This window comes from Enterococcus mundtii, assembly GCF_013394305.1.
Taxonomy (GTDB): Bacteria; Bacillota; Bacilli; order Lactobacillales; family Enterococcaceae; genus Enterococcus_B; species Enterococcus_B pernyi.
Window position 1 is genome coordinate 1,260,001 of the sequence record NZ_AP019810.1, and the last position, 23,268, is coordinate 1,283,268.

General features: G+C 39.8%; 19 protein-coding genes and 1 rRNA gene (1 of these 20 only partly in view). 5 read left to right on the forward strand and 15 right to left on the reverse strand.

All coding sequences use genetic code 11. From position 1 onward, the window contains the following. The 11 genes from HZ311_RS06005 to HZ311_RS06050 all read right to left on the reverse strand — a co-directional run. Positions 1-756 (reverse strand): 16S ribosomal RNA (locus tag HZ311_RS06005) (it extends 805 nt beyond the left edge of the window). A gap of 595 nt (positions 757-1,351) precedes the next feature. After that, positions 1,352-2,914, reverse strand: a complete 1,563-nt coding sequence (locus tag HZ311_RS06010; RefSeq protein WP_137072889.1) for a glycoside hydrolase family 43 protein — start codon at positions 2,912-2,914, stop codon at positions 1,352-1,354. Next, positions 2,901-3,326: a DUF4064 domain-containing protein gene (locus HZ311_RS06015; RefSeq protein WP_137072891.1), complete on the reverse strand. Its 426-nt coding sequence runs from the start codon at positions 3,324-3,326 to the stop codon at positions 2,901-2,903. The genes HZ311_RS06010 and HZ311_RS06015 overlap by 14 nt, the downstream gene beginning before the upstream one ends. After that, complete coding sequence (locus HZ311_RS06020) at positions 3,327-4,232, reverse strand: pectinesterase family protein (RefSeq protein WP_137072893.1); 906 nt, start codon at positions 4,230-4,232, stop codon at positions 3,327-3,329. Further along, positions 4,232-5,113, reverse strand: coding sequence for an alpha/beta hydrolase family protein (locus HZ311_RS06025; protein WP_062806091.1), 882 nt, complete (start codon positions 5,111-5,113; stop codon positions 4,232-4,234). The genes HZ311_RS06020 and HZ311_RS06025 overlap by 1 nt, the downstream gene beginning before the upstream one ends. A 5-nt stretch (positions 5,114-5,118) precedes the next feature. After that, entirely contained in the window at positions 5,119-6,438 is a 1,320-nt protein-coding gene (locus HZ311_RS06030; RefSeq protein WP_178946533.1) for a glycoside hydrolase family 28 protein, read from the reverse strand. Beyond that, positions 6,435-7,538: a glycoside hydrolase family 88/105 protein gene (locus HZ311_RS06035; protein ID WP_010734178.1), complete on the reverse strand. Its 1,104-nt coding sequence runs from the start codon at positions 7,536-7,538 to the stop codon at positions 6,435-6,437. The genes HZ311_RS06030 and HZ311_RS06035 overlap by 4 nt, the downstream gene beginning before the upstream one ends. A gap of 78 nt (positions 7,539-7,616) precedes the next feature. Further along, complete coding sequence (locus HZ311_RS06040) at positions 7,617-9,125, reverse strand: extracellular solute-binding protein (RefSeq protein WP_137072897.1); 1,509 nt, start codon at positions 9,123-9,125, stop codon at positions 7,617-7,619. Beyond that, positions 9,122-9,253 carry a hypothetical protein gene (locus HZ311_RS16040; RefSeq protein ID WP_269153470.1) on the reverse strand — a complete coding sequence of 44 codons (132 nt, stop codon included), beginning with the start codon at positions 9,251-9,253 and terminating at the stop codon, positions 9,122-9,124. The genes HZ311_RS06040 and HZ311_RS16040 overlap by 4 nt, the downstream gene beginning before the upstream one ends. A gap of 27 nt (positions 9,254-9,280) precedes the next feature. Next, positions 9,281-9,763: a YesL family protein gene (locus tag HZ311_RS06045; RefSeq protein WP_232092504.1), complete on the reverse strand. Its 483-nt coding sequence runs from the start codon at positions 9,761-9,763 to the stop codon at positions 9,281-9,283. Positions 9,764-9,778: 15 nt separating this feature from the next. After that, positions 9,779-10,750 carry an ABC transporter permease gene (locus HZ311_RS06050; RefSeq protein ID WP_178946534.1) on the reverse strand — a complete coding sequence of 324 codons (972 nt, stop codon included), beginning with the start codon at positions 10,748-10,750 and terminating at the stop codon, positions 9,779-9,781. A gap of 285 nt (positions 10,751-11,035) precedes the next feature. Here HZ311_RS06050 and HZ311_RS06055 point away from each other — a divergent pair, with 285 nt between their 5' ends. Further along, positions 11,036-11,908 (forward strand): carbohydrate ABC transporter permease, encoded by an 873-nt coding sequence (locus HZ311_RS06055; RefSeq protein WP_023520460.1) that lies wholly within the window; start codon positions 11,036-11,038, stop codon positions 11,906-11,908. Positions 11,909-12,073: 165 nt separating this feature from the next. Here HZ311_RS06055 and HZ311_RS06060 read toward each other — a convergent pair whose 3' ends face one another. Then, positions 12,074-14,263, reverse strand: a complete 2,190-nt coding sequence (locus HZ311_RS06060) for a helix-turn-helix domain-containing protein (RefSeq protein ID WP_178946535.1) — start codon at positions 14,261-14,263, stop codon at positions 12,074-12,076. A 372-nt stretch (positions 14,264-14,635) separates the two neighbouring features. Here HZ311_RS06060 and HZ311_RS06065 point away from each other — a divergent pair, with 372 nt between their 5' ends. Genes HZ311_RS06065 through HZ311_RS06080 form a run of 4 tightly spaced genes read left to right on the forward strand, consistent with a single transcriptional unit; the run spans position 14,636 to position 19,697 of the window. Then, a complete protein-coding gene (locus tag HZ311_RS06065; protein ID WP_137072903.1) occupies positions 14,636-16,048 on the forward strand; it encodes a tagaturonate reductase in 1,413 nt (470 codons plus the stop codon). A gap of 5 nt (positions 16,049-16,053) precedes the next feature. Continuing rightward, positions 16,054-17,559 carry a UxaA family hydrolase gene (locus HZ311_RS06070; RefSeq protein ID WP_137072905.1) on the forward strand — a complete coding sequence of 502 codons (1,506 nt, stop codon included), beginning with the start codon at positions 16,054-16,056 and terminating at the stop codon, positions 17,557-17,559. A gap of 45 nt (positions 17,560-17,604) precedes the next feature. After that, positions 17,605-19,008: a glucuronate isomerase gene (gene uxaC / locus HZ311_RS06075; protein ID WP_010734170.1), complete on the forward strand. Its 1,404-nt coding sequence runs from the start codon at positions 17,605-17,607 to the stop codon at positions 19,006-19,008. 2 nt (positions 19,009-19,010) lie between these two features. Further along, positions 19,011-19,697 carry a rhamnogalacturonan acetylesterase gene (locus tag HZ311_RS06080; protein WP_023520464.1) on the forward strand — a complete coding sequence of 229 codons (687 nt, stop codon included), beginning with the start codon at positions 19,011-19,013 and terminating at the stop codon, positions 19,695-19,697. Positions 19,698-19,806: 109 nt separating this feature from the next. Here the strand turns inward: HZ311_RS06080 and HZ311_RS06085 are convergent, their stop codons facing one another. The 3 genes from HZ311_RS06085 to HZ311_RS06095 form a co-directional block, all read right to left on the reverse strand. Then, complete coding sequence (locus HZ311_RS06085; protein WP_023520465.1) at positions 19,807-20,337, reverse strand: hypothetical protein; 531 nt, start codon at positions 20,335-20,337, stop codon at positions 19,807-19,809. Positions 20,338-20,509: 172 nt separating this feature from the next. After that, positions 20,510-20,851: a YlbF/YmcA family competence regulator gene (locus HZ311_RS06090; protein ID WP_010734167.1), complete on the reverse strand. Its 342-nt coding sequence runs from the start codon at positions 20,849-20,851 to the stop codon at positions 20,510-20,512. A 67-nt stretch (positions 20,852-20,918) separates the two neighbouring features. Further along, complete coding sequence (locus tag HZ311_RS06095; protein ID WP_023520466.1) at positions 20,919-23,093, reverse strand: PBP1A family penicillin-binding protein; 2,175 nt, start codon at positions 23,091-23,093, stop codon at positions 20,919-20,921. Positions 23,094-23,268: the final 175 nt, after the last annotated feature.

Genomic DNA, 23,268 nt, shown 5'->3' on the forward strand with positions numbered 1-23,268 from the left:
AGAGCCGCCTTCGCCACTGGTGTTCCTCCATATATCTACGCATTTCACCGCTACACATGGAATTCCACTCTCCTCTTCTGCACTCAAGTCTCCCAGTTTCCAATGACCCTCCCCGGTTGAGCCGGGGGCTTTCACATCAGACTTAAGAAACCGCCTGCGCTCGCTTTACGCCCAATAAATCCGGACAACGCTTGCCACCTACGTATTACCGCGGCTGCTGGCACGTAGTTAGCCGTGGCTTTCTGGTTAGATACCGTCAAGGGGTGAACAGTTACTCTCACCCTTGTTCTTCTCTAACAACAGAGTTTTACGATCCGAAAACCTTCTTCACTCACGCGGCGTTGCTCGGTCAGACTTTCGTCCATTGCCGAAGATTCCCTACTGCTGCCTCCCGTAGGAGTTTGGGCCGTGTCTCAGTCCCAATGTGGCCGATCACCCTCTCAGGTCGGCTATGCATCGTGGCCTTGGTGAGCCGTTACCTCACCAACTAGCTAATGCACCGCGGGTCCATCCATCAGCGGCACCGTAAAGCGCCTTTCAAAACGAAACCATGCGGTTTCGATTGTTATACGGTATTAGCACCTGTTTCCAAGTGTTATCCCCTTCTGATGGGCAGGTTACCCACGTGTTACTCACCCGTTCGCCACTCCTCTTTTCCCGGTGGAGCAAGCTCCGGTGGGAAAAGAGGCGTTCGACTTGCATGTATTAGGCACGCCGCCAGCGTTCGTCCTGAGCCAGGATCAAACTCTCATAATATGCTAGTTCCTCACAGCGAAAGCTGATGTGGAACTGTAGTTCGAAATTTACTTTCGAACATCATATAGTTCATTTGTTAAGCTCAATTGTTTGCTAGCATATTGCTTGCTTGTTAAAAATGTTTGTTGTCTTGAATTGAATCAAGACGCCCTACACATTTGGTTTGTCTTACTTTGTTCAGTTTTCAAAGGTCTACGTGATAATTGAAACACAACTGTCTCAGCTTATCATTTGTGATTGCCTTAGCAACTTTTATATCTTAGCAAACTCTCGAATGATCGTCAACTATTTTTTAAAAGTTTTTTGAACTCGTTTTTCACGAGATCGTTTTAGCAACTCACTTATCATAACTCACCGTTTGTTATTTGTCAACATGTTTTTTTGTTTATTTCTTAATAAAATCAACATCTAAAAACTCATCTCTCATAACCAACTTCGTTATATTATCACATGGAATTATGATTGTCAATAAAACTTTTAAACAAATTTCATGATTGTTTTCATGTTTCAGCAACGTTGACTATACTATCATTAAAAAAAAGATTGGTCAAGGTAAAATTTAACTTTCACTGCACCTAATCTTTTTTTATTTATTTCATTCCATTTCTATTTCCTGATAGTTGAAATAATCAAAATCAGCATAGCTCCCTCCTCTTACGTTTAAATCATGCACACCAATACCAACAAAGTTTCCTGTAAAACCACCTGTTAGTGTCTGCACATCAATTTCAGCACCGATTTTTTTCCAGTCTTGCGAACGTTTCACATAAAATTGTCCAAAAGTCTTTTCAACAACTACTTTAATCACTGTCTCTCTTCCTCTTAGCGGATAAATTTCAGGCCTAATCGTAACATGACCGTCAACTGCACTAAGTAATCGGAGACACTTCCCTATCTTTTCATCCCAGGTCATACAGCAATAATAATAATTTTCTTCATTTAAAAAAAGAAGCAGCCCAGCCATTTGGTTGAAGTGCTTTGGCTCATATTCCATCTTAGTTTGTGCAATAAATGAAAACGTTGTTTGCCGTATCGCTAATAAGTGTTGGTCAAACGTTGACTGCAGTGATTCTCCTGCGAGCATTCTTAGATAGCCATATCGGCTAGTCAAATCGCACCAAGTTATGTTTGGTAAACAACGACGAGCGTTCCAACTTTTTTTCATTTCACCTGCAAAATCATCAAAAAAACAAGCATTGATCTTTTGGATCACTTTCTCTTGTGTTGGAATGGTGACGATCTCTCTTGGTTCATTTCCTCCTTCTTTTATCCGCAACCAATAGTCTTCCGTCCAATACACTTCTTGAATAGCTGTTTCTCTACCTAAGATAGCAACACCTTCGATAGGGCGAGTACAAAGATGGACTATATACCATCTGTCGAATTCTGTTTGAACTAAACTTGCATGTCCCGCACATTGTAAACTTGAGCTTGGATAACCACTTGCTGTCAACATTGGATTTTGGGGATCGACTTTGTATGGTCCTAACAAATCACGACTACGACACACGGTAACAGCATGTCCACTACCAGTACCACCTTCAGCAGTCAGCAAATAATAGTAATCATTGACATAGTAAAGATGAGGTGCTTCGGTCTTTGCGAGTTCGGTTCCTGTAAAGATCGTGTGAATCGACCCGACTAGTTGTTTTTGTTTTGCATCATATTCTTGAATGACGATCCCTGCTGATTTATTAGGTGTAGTTAGTCGAAAATCCCAGATTTCATTCAAAAGCCATTTCCTACCTGTACGTGGATCATGAAAAAGCGAGGGATCAAAACCACTACTATTTAGATAGATTGGACTTTCCCAAGGTCCATTGATATCCTCTGCGATCATCATGTAATTGTGGGTGTCTTTAAAAGGACGTGTTACGCTTTTAACCTCTGTATAAATAAGATAAAATCGCCCAGCTGAGTAACTGATTTGTGGCGCCCAGATACTTCCATTGATTGGATGACCCTTTAACGATACTTGATCAGTTAAAATATCTGTTTTATGTTCCCAATTAATCAGATCTGTCGATTCATATACACGAATACCTGGTAACCACTCAAAAGAAGAAACGATCACATAATAAGAACTACCCACTTTCAAAATATTCGGGTCCGGATTAAATCCTCGAATGATTGGATTGACTACTTTACTTTGAAACATTTGATCTACACCTTTGCTCTATTTTTTGGCGATACATACTTGAACCCGCTGCTAATAGATAGAAAAAGACAAAAGGGTACGCAATGAATTGTGTACCGAACAACAGCAGGACTCCTGAAATCAAATAAATGAGTGCCGCCATCGGACTTGCTTTTCCCTTCAACGATAGATAAAGAGCCAGACACAGCCCAACCAATGAGAGGAATAGGCTAACGTTAAACACCCCCGTCATGCTCCGTAGTGACTCAAAGGTTTCTTTTACACTACCAAAGCCCTCTAATGAGAGAGCTTGGTATGTTTCTCGGAAATTTGAAAGAGACATTTGATTGAAGGTCACAGCAATCCCACCAAAAAACAACAAAGCGGTAGACCCACCGATCAAGCCAAAAGTTATTTCCCATTTTTTCGTCATCTAATCGACCTCCGTTTCCACAGTAACCCATGATTCGCGACAAATTCCCCTTTGATACCTATTATTTTTTTCATAAAAGCGTGCTGTTTGTCTGTATTGTTTCTCATCCCAGTCATGCCAGCCACTTTGGTAGACATGCGCTCCTACATCACACTCTTCAAATGTCACCTGAGCATACGGACGCCAAGGTCGACCTAAATAGATAGAAGGTGCCTCGTAATCTGCGATGATTGCACACCTAAAAAAAAGAAAACCTCGTTCTTGTTCTTTTACCGTTGAAGCGGCTGTGATATAACCATTAGAAGAACTAACCAAACTGTGGATGAAACAGCGGTAAAACAACGCATCTGCCCCACCGAAAATAAAGTCCACCGTCCCTTCGATCCAACATCGTTCATAAGATTGCCGACAATACTTACGCTCCTTTAACACTGGGGTAAAAAATGGGCGACCATCTTTTTGAATCGGAGGCAACGGTCCTGTGCATAATGTATCTTGTTGCCCGCACAACCGACAATTGATCAACTGGACTTGATGGGCATAATTGAATAGCGCGACTGCTTGACCTACTTGTTCTCCTGCACCAGCGTTATTGATGATTTGTATATTTTCGAGACGAATATTTTCTCCTTCAAGAAATAGTGTCGCGGTTCGAAATGTTTCTCTTGCTTCACCAGATGAAAGTGTTTGTTTCGCAAAACGGCATCCAACAATCTTTACTTCTCCTTGTCCAAACATTTGGAAATTTGACAGCCGACATTCGATATATTCATGATAGACCCCTTCTCGAATGATCATGGTCTTTTTTACGTAATTCGGCAATGAGCTAAGATGAGCAATTCCTGCTTGAATGGTCTGATAGTCTGCTTTTCTTGGAATCGGGTCGATCACGATTTCTGTCTTCATTATAGGTACTCCTTTAAAAATGCTTGCCACTTCATTCGCATATCACGTGTTTCAAAGTGTCCACCATTTAAAGAGTATCCTTGAAAATTCGTTGGCACTCCCAATTGTTGATAATACAAATCTAGCTGTTTATTCAAGCGACAGACGCCTTCTGTTGGACACATTCGATCGTTTTTCCCTACTATAGTGAGGCGTTTACGAGGAGCAATTTTTTGCTGAATAGCTAGGGTCGTATACTCCGTCAATAAATCAGGAACATAATAATAGTAACCGTGGTAGTCTAACATTTGATGTTTCAAGAGTGTTTCAACCTCTACTTGGCTAGCTAGGTCAATACATACTTTCACACGTTCATCCAATGCACTTGTCCACCAACTTAATAGTCCACCCATAGATAACCCGATCGTTGCGATACGTTGTGTGTCAATATCTTCTCGTGTTTCCAAGTAGTCGATCAAGCTTAGCACATCAAAGATCCGCATTCCCCAAAGTGTTCGTCCTGTTAATAAGAATCGCTTAAAAAGTTCACTTTCAGCAATTCCGCCGCGTTCTTCAAATCCCCAAGCATCAATCGCCCATATACCATACCCCATACTCGTCAAGGCCTTTGCAAACGAAGGTTCTACAAAATAGGATGCACCTGCTAGTAATTCACTTTTTCCTAGTGAAAAATCACCCCCATGTGAATGCAGATAGATCACAGCAGGCAAAGGTTCCTTCTTTTTTACTGGATAAACATAAATGGCAGAAACAGGTTCAAGATCATTTAATATCAATTGATAATACTCAATTACTTGATCATCGATGATTTTTTGTGATAAACAGCTACCACTCGGTCTCAAGCAACGTGCGTCTTTCCCTAAGTACTCGATCAACTCCATTTTATTTAAGTTCCTTCTATAACAGATACATTCTTTTTATCCAACTCTGTCGATCGCATACGTTTAATTTCGATATCTTCCGAATCTTCAATCATGATTGCTGGTCCTTCATGATGATCGATCGTGATCTGCTGGAAAGAAATATGCTTACCAAACCGCACATAAAATCCTTGTTGGCGCATGGGTTCTAAACCTGTCATCATAGCTGGCACGCCCGCTTTTGCATCTTTTGCCATTGATATATCGACATGATCGAAAGAAATGTCTTGAACCGCTTGTTCTGCTAGACCATAAATAAATCCCGCGGAAGCATGAACATTTCGAGCAGTGATCGATGAAAAATGAACACGTCGAACTTGTGGCGTTCGCTCATCGATTGGATACACTTCCTTGTCCCAGACATAAGGATCTTTGCCACGAGGCCCGCAAAAATAATAAAGATTGATGACAAACGGACACAGTACTTGATCCATGATCAAATTAGTTACTCGGACATCTTCGATCATTCCACCTCGACCTCGGCGTGTCTTTAATCGAATTCCACGATCGGTTTGTTGGAATACACAGTTCGAAATCGTTACATTCCGAATCCCGCCACTCATTTCACTGCCCAAAACTACGCCACCATGACCGTGTACCATCGTACAATTAGTGATCGTGATATTTTGACAAGGCACTTTATTAACGACATCCTCTGTCCCTGCTTTGATCGCAATACAGTCATCGCCCACATCAATATGGCAATTACTGATATGCACATTATGACAAGACTCTGGATCAATACCGTCTGTGTTCGGCGAATCAGCAGGATTACAAATGACTACGTGATCGATAGTCACATCTTGGCAATGATTCGGATGGATCGTCCAACTTGGTGAGTCGACCAACTGGATATCACGAATCGTTACTCGTCGACAATGATCAAAACCAAGCAATTTTGGTCGCGGGTACTCAAGTGTTTCATGCTCCTCTCGAAAAATGCGCCACCAGTTAGGACCACTACCATCTAATTTCCCTAAACCAGTGACAGCAATATTTTCTGCATGTTGCGCATAGATACATGAAGCATAGACCTTTTTAGGTACCCCCTCCCAGCTGGATAAAATGGCTGAATACTGGGCTGGGTCATCTGTAAATTTCAATACTGCTCCAGGAGAAAGATACAACTCCACATTACTTTTCAAGCACAATGGCCCCGTTAAAAACTGCCCACTTGGAATGGTTACTCTTCCCCCACCTGCTTCTACTACTTGATCAATGGCTTGTTGGATCACCGTCGTGTTGAGTATATCGACTGAGGCACCTAAGCTTAAAATATTTATCACCTAGATACACCTTCCACTTCTACTAAGGCTTGCAAAAAAGCCCCAACACCTTTTTGATCATTACATACGATTGGCTCACTAATATAGTAGGCATAAGAACCATCTCTTTGGTCCGCCCCGCCTAGACCTGCAACTTGGCAATTTTTATTCAGATTCAACCAGCCTTCTTTTGTTTCCAAAACAAATTCATCAAATAAGCCTTGATAAGATTTTTTCAACTGAGGAAACCACACTTCCTTCTCCAATATTCCTATGCGAATCCCCTTTGCCATCGCATAAACGAACATGCTGCTTCCTGAAGCTTCTAGATAATTACCTTTACGGTTCGTTTCGGTTGTTACTTGGTACCAGGTGCCAGTTTCTGATTGATAAGGTAACAATGCTTCTAATGTGGATGTCAGAATCCGCCCCAATAATCGACAATCCACTTCTTTATGCAACAACTCGTAAGTATCAACACACGCCATCAAATACCAACCAATTGAGCGGCTCCAAAAATGATGAGATAATCCAGTTTCTGTATCCGCCCAAGGTTGGACCTTTTTTTCATCCCACGCATGGAACAATAAATTCGTTTTTGAGTCGAACAATCGCTGATAACTGATCTCGAATTGACATAAAACATCTTGATAGTCTTTTTTCGACGTAAAGGTTTGGATATATTCCGCATAAAAAGGCGCTCCCATGTACAATCCATCTAACCATATTTGCCAAGGATAGATTGCCTTATGCCAAAATACACCTTCAGATGTTCGTGGGTGATTCAACAATTGTTTGGCGCAAGTTTCTGCTGCTTTGCGATATTTCTCATCTCCTGTTTCTTTATAGAGTATAAAGAACAGTTTTCCGGTATTGATATGGTCGATATTGTATTCTTCTAATTCATAGCCTTTGATCGATCCATCTTCTTGTACGAAGTAATCAATGTTTGTTTGGATGAAGTCTAAGTACTTCTTCTCCTTTGTTTTCAGCCATAACAACTGAAATCCTTTCAAAACAACGCCATAATCATAAGACCATTTTTGTTTATATCCTTTATCTAGATACAAATAGGGTGTACGCGCCATAATACTATCTGCTAATTTCTCTGACCAATTCAATCTTCTTCCTCCAATCAATCATTTTAAGAGAGAAAGGGTTGCGGTTGGAAAGGTTACAGCCCTTTCTTGATATATCTACTATTGCTGTGCAGCTTTATAAGCCTCTTCGTATTCTTCAGCAATTTGATCGCCACCTTGGGCACGCCAATTGCTGATTGCTTGTTTGAATCCATCTTCATCTATTTGTCCCATAATATATTGGACAGTTGCATCGATCATGATTTTTTCGATTTCTGAACCGACTTCATTGTTTTTCTCTGAATCTAATGGAACCGTTGGATCTAACACAACAAACTGTTCATTTTCCTTGACTAATTGATTGGATAATTCTTTCTCTGGATCAGCATCTTTAAACGAAAATGTGACTTCACTTGGTCTTGAACTAGACAATGGTTGCACTTCCTGTTGCCAAAGGTCCATGTCGATATATTCGATTGCGCCATCGTCTTGCAATTGGTAATGTGTTCCTTCAATACCACCTGTCATCAATTTATACATATCTTCTTCTAATAAATCATCGACAAACTGAAGTAATTTCTTCAATTGTGCTTCATCTTTGACCGAGGATTTAGGAAATGCCAATAATCCCCCTACGCCATTTCCTTCTGACCACACATGATAATCCCCATCTTCACCATCTGATATTTTATTTACTGGCACAAGCTCCATCTCTGGTTGAATATCTTTCCCCATATTTTTTAGGTTTTTGATATCGATCATCCCGGTATAGATCCCTGTCTTACCTTGTGCAAATTGTTCCTGTTGGTCTGTCTTTTGAGTCACTGCAAAGTCTTGCGCTAAGTAACCGTTTTCAAATAAATCTCTAGAAAAATCCATCGCTTTCTTATATTCAGCTGTATCAAATTCGGGAGTAAATTTCCCGTTGCTCTCTACTTTCCAACCATTTGGTGCGCCGTAATACGAAGTGAATAATTTGAAGCTTGTATAACGGATATCACTTGGCGCGCGATCGCCAAAACCAACCGTATCATCGACACCATTGCCGTCTGGATCATTTTCTGTGAATTGTTTTGCTACTTCATAAAGTTCATCCAATGTATCTGGTACTTCTAAGCCTAGATTATCTAACCAATCTTTCCGGATAACTAAACCTGCACGGGCATAGTCTTTTTGCATAGGTACGCCATACAATGCACCATCGATACTTGCCGCTTCGATTCGATCCTCTGATATTTTACTTAAATTTTTATAGTCAGCTAAATAATCAGACACATCCCAGAAAACACCGGACTTCAATGCATTTCGTACAGAGGAATTTTTTAGCATAGCAATTTGTAGTGTCACGATATCTCCCAGCTCATTTGAAGCTAATGCAGTGGTCAACCGTTCCTCTTTTGACGCATCAGGAATCCAGTTAAACGTCAATTCTGTATTGGTTTTCTCCTCGATTTTATCAACGATCGTATCATTAGGTGGTGAAGCTGTATGTAAAATGTTCAACCACGTGATTCGCGTTTTCCCATCCTCTGTATCTGCGGATGTGTCACTTGAATCATTGCCACAAGCTGACAAAGCAAGTATGCTGAGTAAACCGATCCCTGCTGTTACTAACGTTTTTTTCTTCATAATTGTTCTCCTTCACTGAATGTATTTTTATCTATTGCTACTTCTTTCTTTTTAAGACGATCAAATAGTTGCACCGCTGTCCAAGTGATGGCAAAAAAGAAGAAGCTACTCCCCATGAACGTCAACATACCCGGCATCAAGCGAATAATTATCGCTTAACTGCCAATAATGATCAACAGTAAAACGAGTGAATAATGTAACTGAGAAAAACCGAATAAAAAAGCCATTTTGATTTTATAAAACATCCCTTGCCATTGGTAATGGGCCATAATTGGGAAAATATATAGTGCAGATAACACGTAAAAAAAGCTAATGACCAAAATCACAACGCGTAAATACCAATTTTGGATATAGGCAAGATCTACGTATAAGACGAAAGCAACTGAAAAATACAACCAACTGATCAACAACGTTTCTTTGTAGTTTTCTTTAAAATAGTGAAAGTACGTCTGTGTCAGTGGAAAATCCTCAGATGAGCGTAACCACTCCCGGATTACTGAGACCATTGCGTAAGACGCTGGACCAAAAGTGAATAGTCCGAGACCCAAAACAACTAATATTCCCCACAAAAAATTTAAGTAAATGAGTTGCAGGAGTCTGATTAATTTTTTATTTGTACTCTCTAACTTTTGCAACATCTGTTTGCTCCTTTTCTAGTACACACCGTCTTCACCCAGTTTTTTTGCTACCTTGTTCGCAAGTATGACCATAAACAAGCCTACTACACCTTTGAACAAGCCCATTGAAGTACTAAAACTTAATTGTCCATTTTTCAATCCAGCAGTATAGATATATGTATCAAAAATCTCTGCCACACTGCGATTCAACGAATTGAGTAGTAAGTACATATGCTCAAATCCTAGGTCAAGTGTTTGACCTATTTTCAAAATCAACAAGGTAATGATCACTGGACGGATCGCAGGTAATGTCACATGCCATGTCTTACGTAAACGTCCTGCGCCATCTATTTCGGCTGCTTCATATAATTGCGTATCTACTGCGGTAATCGCAGAAAGGTAAATGATTGTTGACCAACCGAGTTCTTTCCAAATCACCTGTCCAATGTAGACTGTTCGTGTCCAATCAGGTGATGTCAAAAAACTTATTTTATCTAACCCAATACTGGCCAAAAATTCATTGATGACTCCACCGTCCACATTTAAAAAAACATAGGTGATCGAGACGATGATGACCCAAGACATGAAATGTGGAATGTAAATGATTGTTTGGATACTATTCTTGAATCGCTTGCTGGTTACTTCATTCAATAGAAGCGACAGAATGATCGGCATTGGGAAAAAGACAAAAATATTCAGTCCAAACAAAATCAGCGTATTCCTCAACAACATAAAAAATGTTGGCTCAGTAAATAAACGAATAAAGTGCTTGAAACCAACCCAAGGACTCCCCAGAATCCCCAGATAGGGTTGATAGTCTTGGAACGCAATCACTAAGCCACCCATAGGTAAATATCTGAAAACAATGAAATAAAGGATTCCTGGAAGAATCATCAAGTACAAAAATTTATTCGTTTTGATTCCAGCAATCGTCTTCCTTCTTCTTTTTGTTCGTTCTTCCTTTTTTGATAAAGTAATTGAACCTAGCTCTCTTTTTACACTCTCCATAAGCCCTCCTTGTTAAACATTGTGTGACTTTATTCGCTATCCACAGCATAAAGGAAGAAAAGTGATTCCGTATATAATCATTTTCACTGACGTAGGTAACTGGCGATCATCACTTGATTAATCACTTTTCTGCTTCATCTGTTTGATTTTTTAGGAAATGCCCGTTCCATCTATATGAAACCTCCTGATTTACCCTCCCTAAAAAATGATTATGTACGTAATTTCAAGCAGATGATAGATTGGAGGTACAAAAATACTTATGGTTTAAAGAAGGGTTCTCTCTAAATGAAAAAAAAGGTTTCGCTTGGAGAAAAAAGCTTTACGATTTTTAATTCTATTTTTCTACTATTATTAGCTTTGATCTGTATCGTACCGTTTTTAAATATCATCGCCACTTCATTTGCTTCTACACAAGAAGTCGTAGCAAAAAAATTCATCCTTTTCCCGACTACGTTTTCTTTAGATGCCTATCGTTACATCTTATCTACACCAACGATTTTTCGAGCTTTAGCTGTTTCTATTGGTGTTACTGGGCTTGGGACAGTCGTCAGCATGTGCGTGACTTCATTGATGGCCTATGGATTATCACGTAAATATCTTTTTGGGCGAGGCTTTTTTAACTTTATGGTTGTCTTCTCCATGCTCTTTAGTGGTGGAATGATCCCGACATTCTTAGTGGTGCGCTCTTTGGGGTTGATCAATTCGTACTGGTCGATGATCCTACCTGTAACTGTCAACGCCATGAACATGATCATCATGCGTAACTTTTTTCAAGCTTTACCTAATAGTTTAGAAGAATCTGCCAAAATGGATGGCTGTACTGATTTTGGGGTCTTTTTCAAAATTATGTTGCCTCTTGCTTTACCTTCTATTGCGACGATTTCACTTTTTTATGCTGTGACCTATTGGAATACTTATATGACGGCGATTTTATACATTAACGATTCCTCAAAATGGCCGATCCAAATCTTGTTACGTCAAATTGTGATCGTGTCAAGTGGAATGCAAGCAGAAAGTAGTGCTGTCGATATCATCCCGCCGGCACAGACGATCAAAATGGCCGTCATTGTAATTGCTACAGTGCCAATGTTGGTTGCTTATCCGTTTGTTCAAAAGTACTTTGTGAAAGGGGCATTGGTCGGCTCTGTCAAAGGTTGACCCTTTCACACTTAAAGATACGCGTAAAAATAATTATTCATTTAAATAGCACGATCTAAGAAAAATTCATTTTTCAAAGATCGTGCTATTTCTCGCAATCGAAACAACTATTTTTCCTAAGTAACTTATGTAGGACTTTAATGATCGACGTTCACTAAGTTGTCCTCAACGGTTTTTCTTACGGTACTCATCAGGAGTGACGGATTCTTTCTTTTTGAAAAAGCGAATAAAGTTTTGTGAGTTACGATATTTGAGTCTTTCTGCAATTTCTTTCACGGATAACGTCGTTTCTTTCAACCATTTCTTAGCGATCTCTAAGCGGTAGTTCTGAATGAAATCTCCAAAGTTTTCACCGGTTTCTTTCTTGAACACATTACTCAAATAGTTAGGATTATAGTGCAGACGGTCTGCCACCATGTCTAGTGATAGATCACGATCGTATTCGCTACAGATGATATGGATCATTTTTTCTGATAACGATTTAAACTCTTGCTCCGTGATTTCTTGAGCACTTTTTGTGATTGGTTGAACAAATTGTTCTAACAGCAATTGTTCAAGTTCTTGAGAATGATAAGTATGTAATACCTTAACATATATTTGCTTCAATTCTTCAAACTGCGTAATATTCACACCCAATAGTTGTCCCAACTGAACAAATTCATTGACTAACCGAATAGCTACAACTTCTCGATTCAATCGATTTTTATTTTGAGTGAACATCTCAATGATCAATTCGTGAAGAAGGTGACTGACGTGTTCGTCTCCTGAACGGATGGCTTCAAATAAACGATTTTGTTGTTTCAACGGATATTTGATCAATGTCTTCTCCTGCTGCTCTGAGATGATTTCATGGTAGAACACAATTGAATTTGGTCCAGTGTTTACCCGATGGTATAAGGCTTCTTTCGCTTGGTCGACAGATTGCTTACTGTCATTGAGCGTAGTAAAACATTCACTGATCCCAATGCTAACAGTCAATTTGAGATATTCTTGAATCATTTTTTGGATCTGACGACAGTGATCCATTACTTTTTTATTCGCGAATTCTTCTTCTTTAGGAATTCGATAAATCGTTGCTTGCATTTCTTCGTTTAGCACGATAGGAATCATTCGTTCTTCTTTAGGAACGATCTCAGCAATCATTTGGTTGATAGCCAATAGCAATAAATCTCGTTCTCCTCCATGGCTGTCTTCTAAAAGATCGATCTGCACGATTGCTGTATAGTAACATTCATTTTGCGAGTCGTAGTTGAACTGCCGTAACCGTTGATCCAACTCCCGTTTTTCCACACGATTTCTAAAGAGACTCAAGACAAATAATGTTTCTAGTTGTGGTTTCTGAGTAATCAAATTTGCACTCAATAGTTCATTTTCACCAATTACTTGGCTCACTGACTGAACAACGTTCTCTAGTTTCTTTCCAGATAAGCCTTCCGAATGAAGATTCAATCGGTCTTGAATCTGGCTGATAGGACGAACATATCGCTCAGAAAAGATATAGGACAAGCCCCCTACTAAAATGATCAAAGTAAAGGATACAGTAGCTAATCCGATTTGCAAGTTTCGGACAGTCGTACCTATAGTTGCAGGATCGATCTCTAATTGATACTGCCATTGATTGTAATCAGATTGGAGCAAGATGAAATTCCGACCATTTCTTTGAACCACTGTTGGTACATTCGCTTCGATATTTTGGACTGTTATCATCCCTTCTCTTGATGATTCAGCATCAGTAAAAAGTATCTCTGCTCCATAATAGATCGTTAAGCGGTCTTCATTGCTTCGTTCAATGATTCGTTTCAGTGCCTGATGGTCGATCGAAGCAAAACCTAGCGCATACTTTTCACTGACTGCTTTAGGTAATGCAACAACCATTTCAATTCCATCTGGTTGTTTCGTCCAAAAAACTTGTTGATCCTGATGGACGTACTGGGCTTTTAAATCAGTCACTTCTTGTGGTGATAGTTGATTCAGCGACCCATTCACGACACCCCAACCGCCTTCTAGGCTGACTAACTTGAACGCATTTTCCTCCATTGCGATCGTTTCAATAAAATTAAGTTCTTTTCGTACTTCGGAATAAATAGTGTAGTCGGTATGATTCAAAGGAGATTGAAATATTTCGGAGAAGTTTTTAGTGGAGCCGTATGTAGCGAAAGAGTATTCAATCGTCCGAAACTTCCATTCTACATTTGTTTTGATTTGTTTCAATAGATTTTGTTTATCTAATAAGTAGTTCTCTTCAATCGATTCATAGGTGTTGGTATAGATAAACAAACTAAAGCCAACGACCAGTACCACACCGATAATAAAAAGCGGCATAAACATTTGATAAAACAACATTTTGTTCCTCATTTAGCTTTCTCCCCCTCCAGAATTAAAAGGCTTACATTTTATGTAAAATTGATTATCTTCTAAAGCAATGAGTATCTTCACTCTTTCAGATTAACATACTACTATTTAAAAACATAAGTTTTTTTGAAAGAGCAAAACCTAACGATAGCAAGCTATATTGACTAAACCTTCCATTCATATTACGATGAATGCGCTACCAAAAAAATTGAACCTAGCATGAAAATCAAAAATAGATTTAGCTACAAAAAAAAACATAAAATCTGTCAAAAAGAAGCATGAAACCGTCATAAAAATAACAAGCATTGATAATTCTCGTTTCGTTCCAGAGATTTTTATCATAAAATTTTTGTCTCACAGAAAGGAAATCATTCGATGGAAAGATTAACTAAAAAGCAATACCCTAAAAACCAAGCTACAATTACTTGTCTACAGTTTGGTGAAGGAAATTTTATGAGAGGATTCGTTGATTGGCAACTTCAGCAGTTAAACAATCAAGGACTCTATCAAGGAAATGTTGCAATCGTCCAGCCACTAGCTCACGGCTTAAGTGACAAGCTGGCTGAACAAGATCAGCTCTATACGGTTCTACTTCAAGGGTTAATTGATGGCAAAGTCATCGATACGACAGAGCCGATCACTGTGATCGACCGTACGCTCAACCCTTACGAGCAATGGCAAGAATTCCTCGCATTGGCAGAAATCGATGAATTAGCCTTTGTTTTTTCTAATACGACAGAAGCTGGTATTAGTTATCATGAAGCCGATACTCGAAATGATATCCCTCCAACAAGCTTCCCCGCAAAATTGACTGCCTTTTTGTATCATCGATTCAAAATGAATAAAAACGGACTTACGATCATCCCATGCGAATTGATTGATCGCAATGCAGAGCTTTTAAAAAAATTCGTTTTACAGTATGCAAAAAATTGGCAGCTTGAAACAAAATTTGTCAATTGGCTACACCAAGAAAATCATTTTTATTGCAGTTTGGTGGATCGGATCGTTCCTGGATTCCCGAGAGATGAAATCGATGAATTGCACCAACGATTGGGATATGACGATCAACTGTTGGTCAAAGCTGAACCATTTATGTTGTGGGTGATCGAAGCACCAGAGGAATTGAATGAACGCTTACCATTGAAAAAAGCAGGTCTGAATGTTGTTTTGACTGATGATTTGACGCCTTATCGTGAGCGGAAAGTCCATCTACTCAATGGTCCTCATACTGCAATGGTGCCGATTGGTCTACTGTCAAACGTCTCAACAGTCGAAGAAGTCATGAAAGATCCTCTGCTATCCGATTACATCAACACATTAGTGACTAGTGAATTGATCCCAATGTTACGCTTACCCGAAGAAGAATTGCTGGCGTACGCTAGACAAATCAACGAACGGTTCTTAAATCCTTTTGCACATCATCAATTACATGCGATTGCTTTGAACAGTGTTGCCAAATTTCAAACACGATTACTACCTATTCTAAAAAAATACATTGAAAAAAGGGAAGCGCTCCCTTCCTACCTGACTGTCTCATTTGCTGCCTTGATCTTGCTTTATCGTTCCGATCATTCGAAAATCCAGGTAAACGATGACCCTATGGTACTCGCTAGCTTCGCTGAAGCTTGGGCTGAGCCAGAGACTGCTGTCCTTCAACTATTGAAAAATCCAACGCTTTGGGGCGAAGATCTATCCGTACTTCCTGATTTAACAGAAACAGTTTCACTTTACGTGAAAGAGATCGATCAAAAAGGCATTCGTAACGTATTACATGAATTGAAAGGATGAAAAAAATGACTGATCCAGATTTCTCCACTCGAATCATCCAATTACACCCACAGGACAGCGTTGTCGTAGCTACTACCACGATTCCAACGAATACAACACTTCGCTTCGATGATGTTACGTTAACTACCTTTGAAGAAATCCCCTTAGGCCATAAAATTGCTTTGTCTGATTTGAGCGCAGGGACTGATGTGATCAAGTATGGCTATCCGATTGGTCATCTCTTGACGGATGTCAAAGCGGGGCAATGGATACATACGCATAATATCAAAACAAATCTTTCTGGTGAGGAAAGCTACCAATACCAACCAAAATCACGCCCCATCGTCTATCCACAAGAAAATCGCACCTTTCAAGGCTATCTTCGTGAAGACGGACAAGCTGGGATTCGCAATGATCTCTTTATCGTTCCAACCGTTGGCTGTGTCAATGGAATTGCTGAATTGATCATCCAAGAGTTTAAAAAACGGCATGCAGCTGACAATCCTTTCGATCATCTCACGATTTTAAAACATCCTTATGGTTGTTCTCAACTAGGTAAGGACCATGAGAATACGAAAAAGATCTTAGCTGATGCCATCCATCACCCGAATGCTGGCGGTGTGCTTGTATTTGGATTAGGTTGTGAAAATAATACGATACAAGAATTAAAAGCTAGTTTAAATAAATATAACAAACAACGAGTAAAATTTTTAACTGCCCAAGATGTCACTGATGAAATAGCACATGGCGTATCATTACTTGAAGAATTAGCAGAAATCGCACGAAGAGATTTCCGTGTTCCTGTTCCTCTGGATAAACTAACGATCGGTTTGAAATGTGGTGGTTCGGATGGATTGTCAGGGATTACTGCCAATCCATTGCTAGGTGCCTTTTCTGACTATTTGATTTCACAAGGAGGTAGCACGATCTTGACGGAAGTGCCTGAAATGTTTGGTGCCGAACAAGTACTGATGGCACGAGCAGAAAATCAAGAAGTCTTTGAATCGATCGTTCGTTTGATCAATGATTTCAAACAATATTTTCTCTCTTATAATGAACCAGTCTATGAAAATCCTTCTCCTGGAAACAAAGCAGGCGGTATCTCTACCTTAGAAGACAAGTCACTTGGTTGCACCCAAAAAGCAGGAAATTCAACGGTAGTCGATGTGTTAGCCTATGGTGATAAAGTACGTAAAACTGGGCTGAGTTTACTGGAGGCACCCGGTAATGACCTTGTTGCCGCATCTGCGTTAGCTTCTGCTGATTGTCAACTCGTCTTGTTCACCACAGGTAGAGGAACACCTTTTGGTTCTTATGTTCCCACGCTGAAAGTATCAACTAACACACCTTTATTCGAACGAAAACAACATTGGATGGACTTTGATGCTGGTGAATTATTGACTCAATCCATGGCAGAGGTCTTACCTTTATTTATCGATAAGATCATCCGTGTTGCGAGCGGAGAAGAGACAAAAAATGAAGCCAACGACGTAAGAGAACTAGCTATTTTTAAAAATGGTGTCACACTTTGATTTTTCTTATCACTACCTAATCTGAAATTGAAAGAAGTGAAGTAAATGTTTTTATCTGATGATTTTTTATTAACCAATCAATGGTCAAAAAAACTGTACCATTCATCTGCTGAAAAAATGCCGATCATCGACTATCACTGTCATCTATCACCAAAAGAAATTTATGAGAACAAACCTTTCACTAATTTGACAGAAGCCTGGTTGAGTGGCGATCATTACAAATGGCGTTTGATGCGAGCTTGCGGGGTTCCTGAAGAAAAAATCACTGGTCACGCCTCAGATTACGAAAAATTTTATGCTTGGTGTCAAACGGTGCCGAAAATCATAGGCAATCCTTTGTATACTTGGACACATCTTGAATTGAAACGTTTCTTCCAAATCGATTTACTGATCAATGAAGAAAATGCCCTTAACATTTGGGAACAAGCAAATAAACGTTTAGCTGAACCAGCGTTTCGGCGACGAGAGATGGCGAAAAATGCGAAGGTGACTGTCATTTGCACAACAGATGACCCCATCGACGAATTAGTTTATCACGAATTATTGGCAAAAGAAGAACCTGATCTCAAAGTATTACCAGCATTCCGTCCCGATGCTGCGTTAAATCTCACCCACGAGGGGTTTTCTGAATGGTTGTCAAAATTGTCTCACGTAATTGGCAAACCAATCGCTGATTACACTTCTTTGATCACCGCATTGAGTCAAAGGATCGACTATTTCCATCAGCATGGCTGTCGCCTATCGGATCATGGATTAGATCGCTTGTCCTATCATACAGCTTCGGAAAATGAGCTTGAACAGATTTTCCAGAAAGCATTGACGAAAGAAACACTGACACAAACAGAAATTGATGCTTATCGAACGGAAACACTCAACCGGCTGATCACTTTATATCATGCGCATGGTTGGACGATGCAGTTGCATCTCCATGCTTATCGTAACTGCAATACCCAAGCATTCACACGCTTAGGGCCAGATACTGGTTATGACGGAATCAACGATCAACCACTAACCAGCCACCTGCAACAGTTATTGGATCATGCCGATCAAACCAGTCAATTACCAAAGACAATCCTTTATTCACTCAATCCAAATGATTATCCCTTACTTCTTGCTCTGATGGGTTGCTTTCAAAAGGAAACCGCCGGAAAACTTCAACTCGGTTCTGGTTGGTGGTATAACGATACCCGAGCAGGCATGCGTGAACAGATGACACAACTTGCTGATGGCGGTGTTTTAGGAAATTTCGTCGGTATGTTGACGGATTCTCGCAGCTTTCTCTCTTATACACGACACGAGTATTTCCGACGCGTTCTCTGTGAGCTGATCGGTGAAATCGTGGAACGAGGTGAAGCGCCCGAAGACATCCATCTTTTAGGAACCTTAGTGGAAGATATCTGTTATACAAATGCGCGAAACTATTTCGGTTTTTTTGAGGAAGAAGAATGACTATGCAAACGATCCATATCGCAGGCGACTCCACTGCTTCGATCAAACACATGACTGCTCGACCAGAAACCGGCTGGGGAGAAGTTCTTGGTAAATACTTCCAGCCTAAGATTCGGGTAAACAATCAAGCAAAAAATGGCCGTAGTTCAAAATCATTCATTGAAGAAGGACGATTCACTCGCTTGAAAGAAGAATTTCAAGCGGGGGACTTTTTGCTGATCCAGTTTGGCCACAACGACCAAAAAATCACTGAAGCAAAAGGAACAGAACCATATGGTGGGTATATAGATGCACTTGCTATCTATGCACAAACAGCCTTATCCTCAAATGTACAGCCAATTTTCTTGACCCCTGTCACGCGACGCCTTTACTTGAAAAATGGGCAATTAGATCCGAACTGCTTAGGAGAATATCCAAAAGCAATGAGGCAATTCGCAGAAAAAAATAACTACCCCATTTTGGATGTTTTCACTCGTTCACAAGCAACTCTTCAACAGTATACGCAAGAAGAAACAAAAAAGTTCTACTTGCATTTACCAGTTGATACTTATGAAAATTATCCCTCAGGACTTTGTGACAACACTCATTTTAGTCCAGAAGGCGCTGCTTTAGTCGCTCAACTCGTCGTTGAACTACTAAAAGAAACTGATCTTCCATTAGTAAATTATCTTGATACTCCTCATATCTAAAACTTGATTCAAAGGATTTACAATTTTACCCAGACAAAGCAAAAACTTAAAGCATACAATATGCTTTAAGTTTTTGTTTTGTCTATTAAATTAGGACTCAATGATACGATCAAAGGCTTTGTGTTCGATCATTATTCTTTTGTTTTTCCGCTAATGAAGGTCTTCTAGCCGTAATTGCCAAGCTGACGCCCTCTTTTAATTTTTCAAACATAAAAAGATCTTTGTTTTCTACTTGTAGACTTTGGCGGATTTCTTGGAAGATCATTCGTTGGTCTTTCACTGTATAACGTGCATATTCGTGAATATAGCGATGAGTTACCATAAATGAAAGAAGAGCAAAAGGCGTGTGATTCTTTTGTTTTTCTGTTAACCGCTGATATATGACTCGATCCAGTTTTTCTGCCCAGATCAAACTGTTTTGATAATGCTCGAAATGCGTTTTTGTGGATACCCAACGAAAATTTTTATCATAGGCCCATGAATCTTCGACAAGCTGATGTTTCAATTTTTTTAGTGTCTGTAGTAACTCTTTTGTTCGTTTATGTAGGATAAATTGATTGAAAAGGGCTAAGTCAAAAGGTTTCGTAACATTCAATTCTTTAATAGGTGCGGTAATTTCGATCGTCATTTTCTTTGGCATAGGTTCACATCCTCTCGTTTGTTTATCGGTGCCTTTCTGCAACTTAATGATAACAAAGGATGATCCTTGCCTGTCCATCACTTTTTCTTCTGAAAGAAAAAATTGTTTTTCATAAAAAAACTGGCATGAAATCCTTTAGAGATTTCATGCCAGAAAGTTATTTTGTTGGTGACTATTCGCTGTACAAGTCGCGTACTGGTGTCATGATGATACGGTTTAAATCGTTGATGATCGTGCTGAACCCTTGTTCTTTTTGCATCAAGTCATTGATGACTTCTTCTGTTTGGATTTTCATTGCCATTTCTTGCGCTCTGGCAGCATCTTCATCGCTGAATTCTTGTCCGCTCATTTGTTTTTCTTGTAATTCGATCTGCATCGCTTGGAAATCTTTGAACAGTTGGTGTGCTTCTTCATTCGCTTTTACTTTTGCATAAGCTTCTTCTAGCTCTTTGAATTCTTTTAGTTCACGAATCTCACGTTCGATTTGATTTGCACTATCATAAATATTTGACATACGACGGCCTCTTTTCTTCTATTTAATAAACTCTATTGTAACATGAGGTGATTTGTTTTCAAAGTGCCTACTCTCCTTGGAATCGACGCCATAGATCTCGTGTTGCATCACCGATACCTTGTACGCCTTCTCTCAGCATATCGCCAAAATTCCTTAGGCCATCTTTTGCTTGTTCGCCATAACGATCTAAATTGTCTTGCCAGTTCCCCTGATTCTCTTCATTGGTTTGTGAATTATCTGGTACTTGATCTGCTGGGACGACTTGACCGCCGGTAGCATAGGCATCCGCAACATTGAATCTTGTTTGCTCGGTGTAAGGCAAGATGCCTTCTGCTGCTGATTTGAAGACTTTCCCCACCACATTGCCACTTGTACCTTCTAAATAGTGAAGTTCACTCGTTTCTTCAAATCCCAACCAAGTAGATATGACTACATCTGGTGTATATCCAACGATCCATTGGTCATTCGCTTTTGTAGCATCAAAATTCGTTTCTGTCGTTCCTGTTTTCCCTGCCACCGTATAACCATATGGATTCGCTGCAACACCCGTTCCATTAGAGAACGTACCTAGTAACATGCTGGTCATTTGATTCGCCGTTTCTTCGGAAATGACCTGCTTTGGTTTACTATTGGTATTATCAACGATGACTGCTCCAGTAGAGTCAACGATCTTGGTGATCAAATGCGGTGTATACATCTTCCCATTATTGGCAAATGAACCATAAGCCCCCGCCATAGTCATAGGAGATACCCCATTTTTCAAACCACCTAACGCTAACCCATAATACTTGTCTGAATCAGCTAAAGGTAAGCCAAATTCTTTTGTCTTATCAAAGCCTTTTTGAAGACCGATCTCATGAAGTAGCCACACAGCTGGTAAATTCAAGCTTTGAGCAACTGCTTGATACATCGGTACTTCCCCTTGATAGGTCCCATCAAAGTTGTGTGCATCATAATAAGATTGTGGTTTATCTTCAAGAATACTTGACGGTGTATAGCCAGCTTCTAACGCAGGTGCAAACACACTGAGTGGTTTGATTGATGAACCAGGTGAGCGTTTCATCTGCGTTGCAAAGTTGAATCCTCTAAAGACATGTTCCCCACGTCGACCAACGAGCGCTGCAACCCCTCCTGTTTTCGGATCTAGTGCAACTGAACCTGATTGGACCATGGCACCATCTGTCGCATTTGGAGGGAATAACGCATCATTTTGATAAGTCGCTTCTAGTTGTTGCTGATAATTCTGATTCAATGACGTATAGATTTTATAGCCTTTGTTCATGACATCTGCTTCATCTAAGCCATATTCACTAACCGCTTCATCAATCACTGCATCAAAATAATAAGGATAACGATAACCAGACTCCGAACCAGTATACGTATCATTCAAATAGTGTGTGATGTCCGTCTGAGACTCAGCAGTTGCTTGTTCTTCACTGATTTTACCATTGTCTGCCATCACGCTTAACACCGTATTTTTCCGATTATTGGCATTTTCTGGATGATCGATTGGGTTGTAGATACCAGGACCCTTCAACATCCCCGCTAACGTAGCAGCTTCAGACAGCGTGACATTGTTAGCATCCACTCCAAAATAGCGTCTTGATGCATCTTGTACACCCCAAACCCCATTACCAAAATAGGCATTGTTCAGATACATCGTTAAAATTTCTTCTTTGCTGTACTTCTTCTCGATCTCAATCGCTAGAAAAAGTTCTTTCGCTTTTCTGTCAAACGTTTGATCTAGTGTAAGATACGCATTTTTGGCTAACTGTTGGGTAATGGTACTTCCGCCACCCCCGCCTGTACCACCAGATGTGATCATCCTTACTGCTGCTCTGGCAATCCCTTTGATATCAAAACCAGGATGTTGATAAAAATTCCGGTCTTCGGTCGAGATAACGGCATCTTGGATCAGTGGAGAAATCGCATCTAACTCCACATAAGACCCTTTTTGTGCATACAACGTCCCCGCCTCTTCGTTGTTTTTATCATAAATCACGGTCGACTGACTCAAACCAGATTTCAGTGTTTCAACATTCGCTTGTTTTGCTAATACAAATAGATAAATACTCGTGATCAATACGAAGATCAGTCCGATCAGTAAAATCAACTTGTTGATATGATATTTTTTCCAAATGCGCTTACGCCATCGATGGAATTGTCCGAGGTAAGGCTTAATCCATCGCCAAAAACTGATGAGCGCAGTTTTTATTCTTCTTAACATGCTCTGAAAATCCATTCACTTCTTCTCCTGTCTATTGATCTCATTCTTCTCATTTTAACATAACTAATTATGCGTGACGTCCTGCTTGAGATGTAGGTGTACGCTTTGTTTATTCACAATGTGGATAGTTTAGCATATGAAGTGAAGGAATTTTTCCATTTTTTTCTTAAATATCTGTTAAAAATGTTAC

Bases quoted from the DNA above. Each gene is read 5' to 3' on its own strand.
- HZ311_RS06010 (WP_137072889.1), bottom strand. From the start codon at position 2,914: ATGTTTCAAAGTAAAGTAGTCAATCCAATCATTCGAGGATTTAATCCG.
- HZ311_RS06015 (WP_137072891.1), bottom strand. From the start codon at position 3,326: ATGACGAAAAAATGGGAAATAACTTTTGGCTTGATCGGTGGGTCTACC.
- HZ311_RS06020 (WP_137072893.1), bottom strand. From the start codon at position 4,232: ATGAAGACAGAAATCGTGATCGACCCGATTCCAAGAAAAGCAGACTAT.
- HZ311_RS06025 (WP_062806091.1), bottom strand. From the start codon at position 5,113: ATGGAGTTGATCGAGTACTTAGGGAAAGACGCACGTTGCTTGAGACCG.
- HZ311_RS06040 (WP_137072897.1), bottom strand. From the start codon at position 9,125: ATGAAGAAAAAAACGTTAGTAACAGCAGGGATCGGTTTACTCAGCATA.
- HZ311_RS16040 (WP_269153470.1), bottom strand. From the start codon at position 9,253: ATGTTGACGTTCATGGGGAGTAGCTTCTTCTTTTTTGCCATCACTTGG.
- HZ311_RS06045 (WP_232092504.1), bottom strand. From the start codon at position 9,763: ATGTTGCAAAAGTTAGAGAGTACAAATAAAAAATTAATCAGACTCCTG.
- HZ311_RS06050 (WP_178946534.1), bottom strand. From the start codon at position 10,750: ATGGAGAGTGTAAAAAGAGAGCTAGGTTCAATTACTTTATCAAAAAAG.
- HZ311_RS06055 (WP_023520460.1), top strand. From the start codon at position 11,036: ATGAAAAAAAAGGTTTCGCTTGGAGAAAAAAGCTTTACGATTTTTAAT.
- HZ311_RS06060 (WP_178946535.1), bottom strand. From the start codon at position 14,263: ATGAGGAACAAAATGTTGTTTTATCAAATGTTTATGCCGCTTTTTATT.
- HZ311_RS06065 (WP_137072903.1), top strand. From the start codon at position 14,636: ATGGAAAGATTAACTAAAAAGCAATACCCTAAAAACCAAGCTACAATT.
- HZ311_RS06070 (WP_137072905.1), top strand. From the start codon at position 16,054: ATGACTGATCCAGATTTCTCCACTCGAATCATCCAATTACACCCACAG.
- uxaC (WP_010734170.1), top strand. From the start codon at position 17,605: ATGTTTTTATCTGATGATTTTTTATTAACCAATCAATGGTCAAAAAAA.
- HZ311_RS06080 (WP_023520464.1), top strand. From the start codon at position 19,011: ATGCAAACGATCCATATCGCAGGCGACTCCACTGCTTCGATCAAACAC.
- HZ311_RS06085 (WP_023520465.1), bottom strand. From the start codon at position 20,337: ATGCCAAAGAAAATGACGATCGAAATTACCGCACCTATTAAAGAATTG.
- HZ311_RS06090 (WP_010734167.1), bottom strand. From the start codon at position 20,851: ATGTCAAATATTTATGATAGTGCAAATCAAATCGAACGTGAGATTCGT.
- HZ311_RS06095 (WP_023520466.1), bottom strand. From the start codon at position 23,093: ATGGATTTTCAGAGCATGTTAAGAAGAATAAAAACTGCGCTCATCAGT.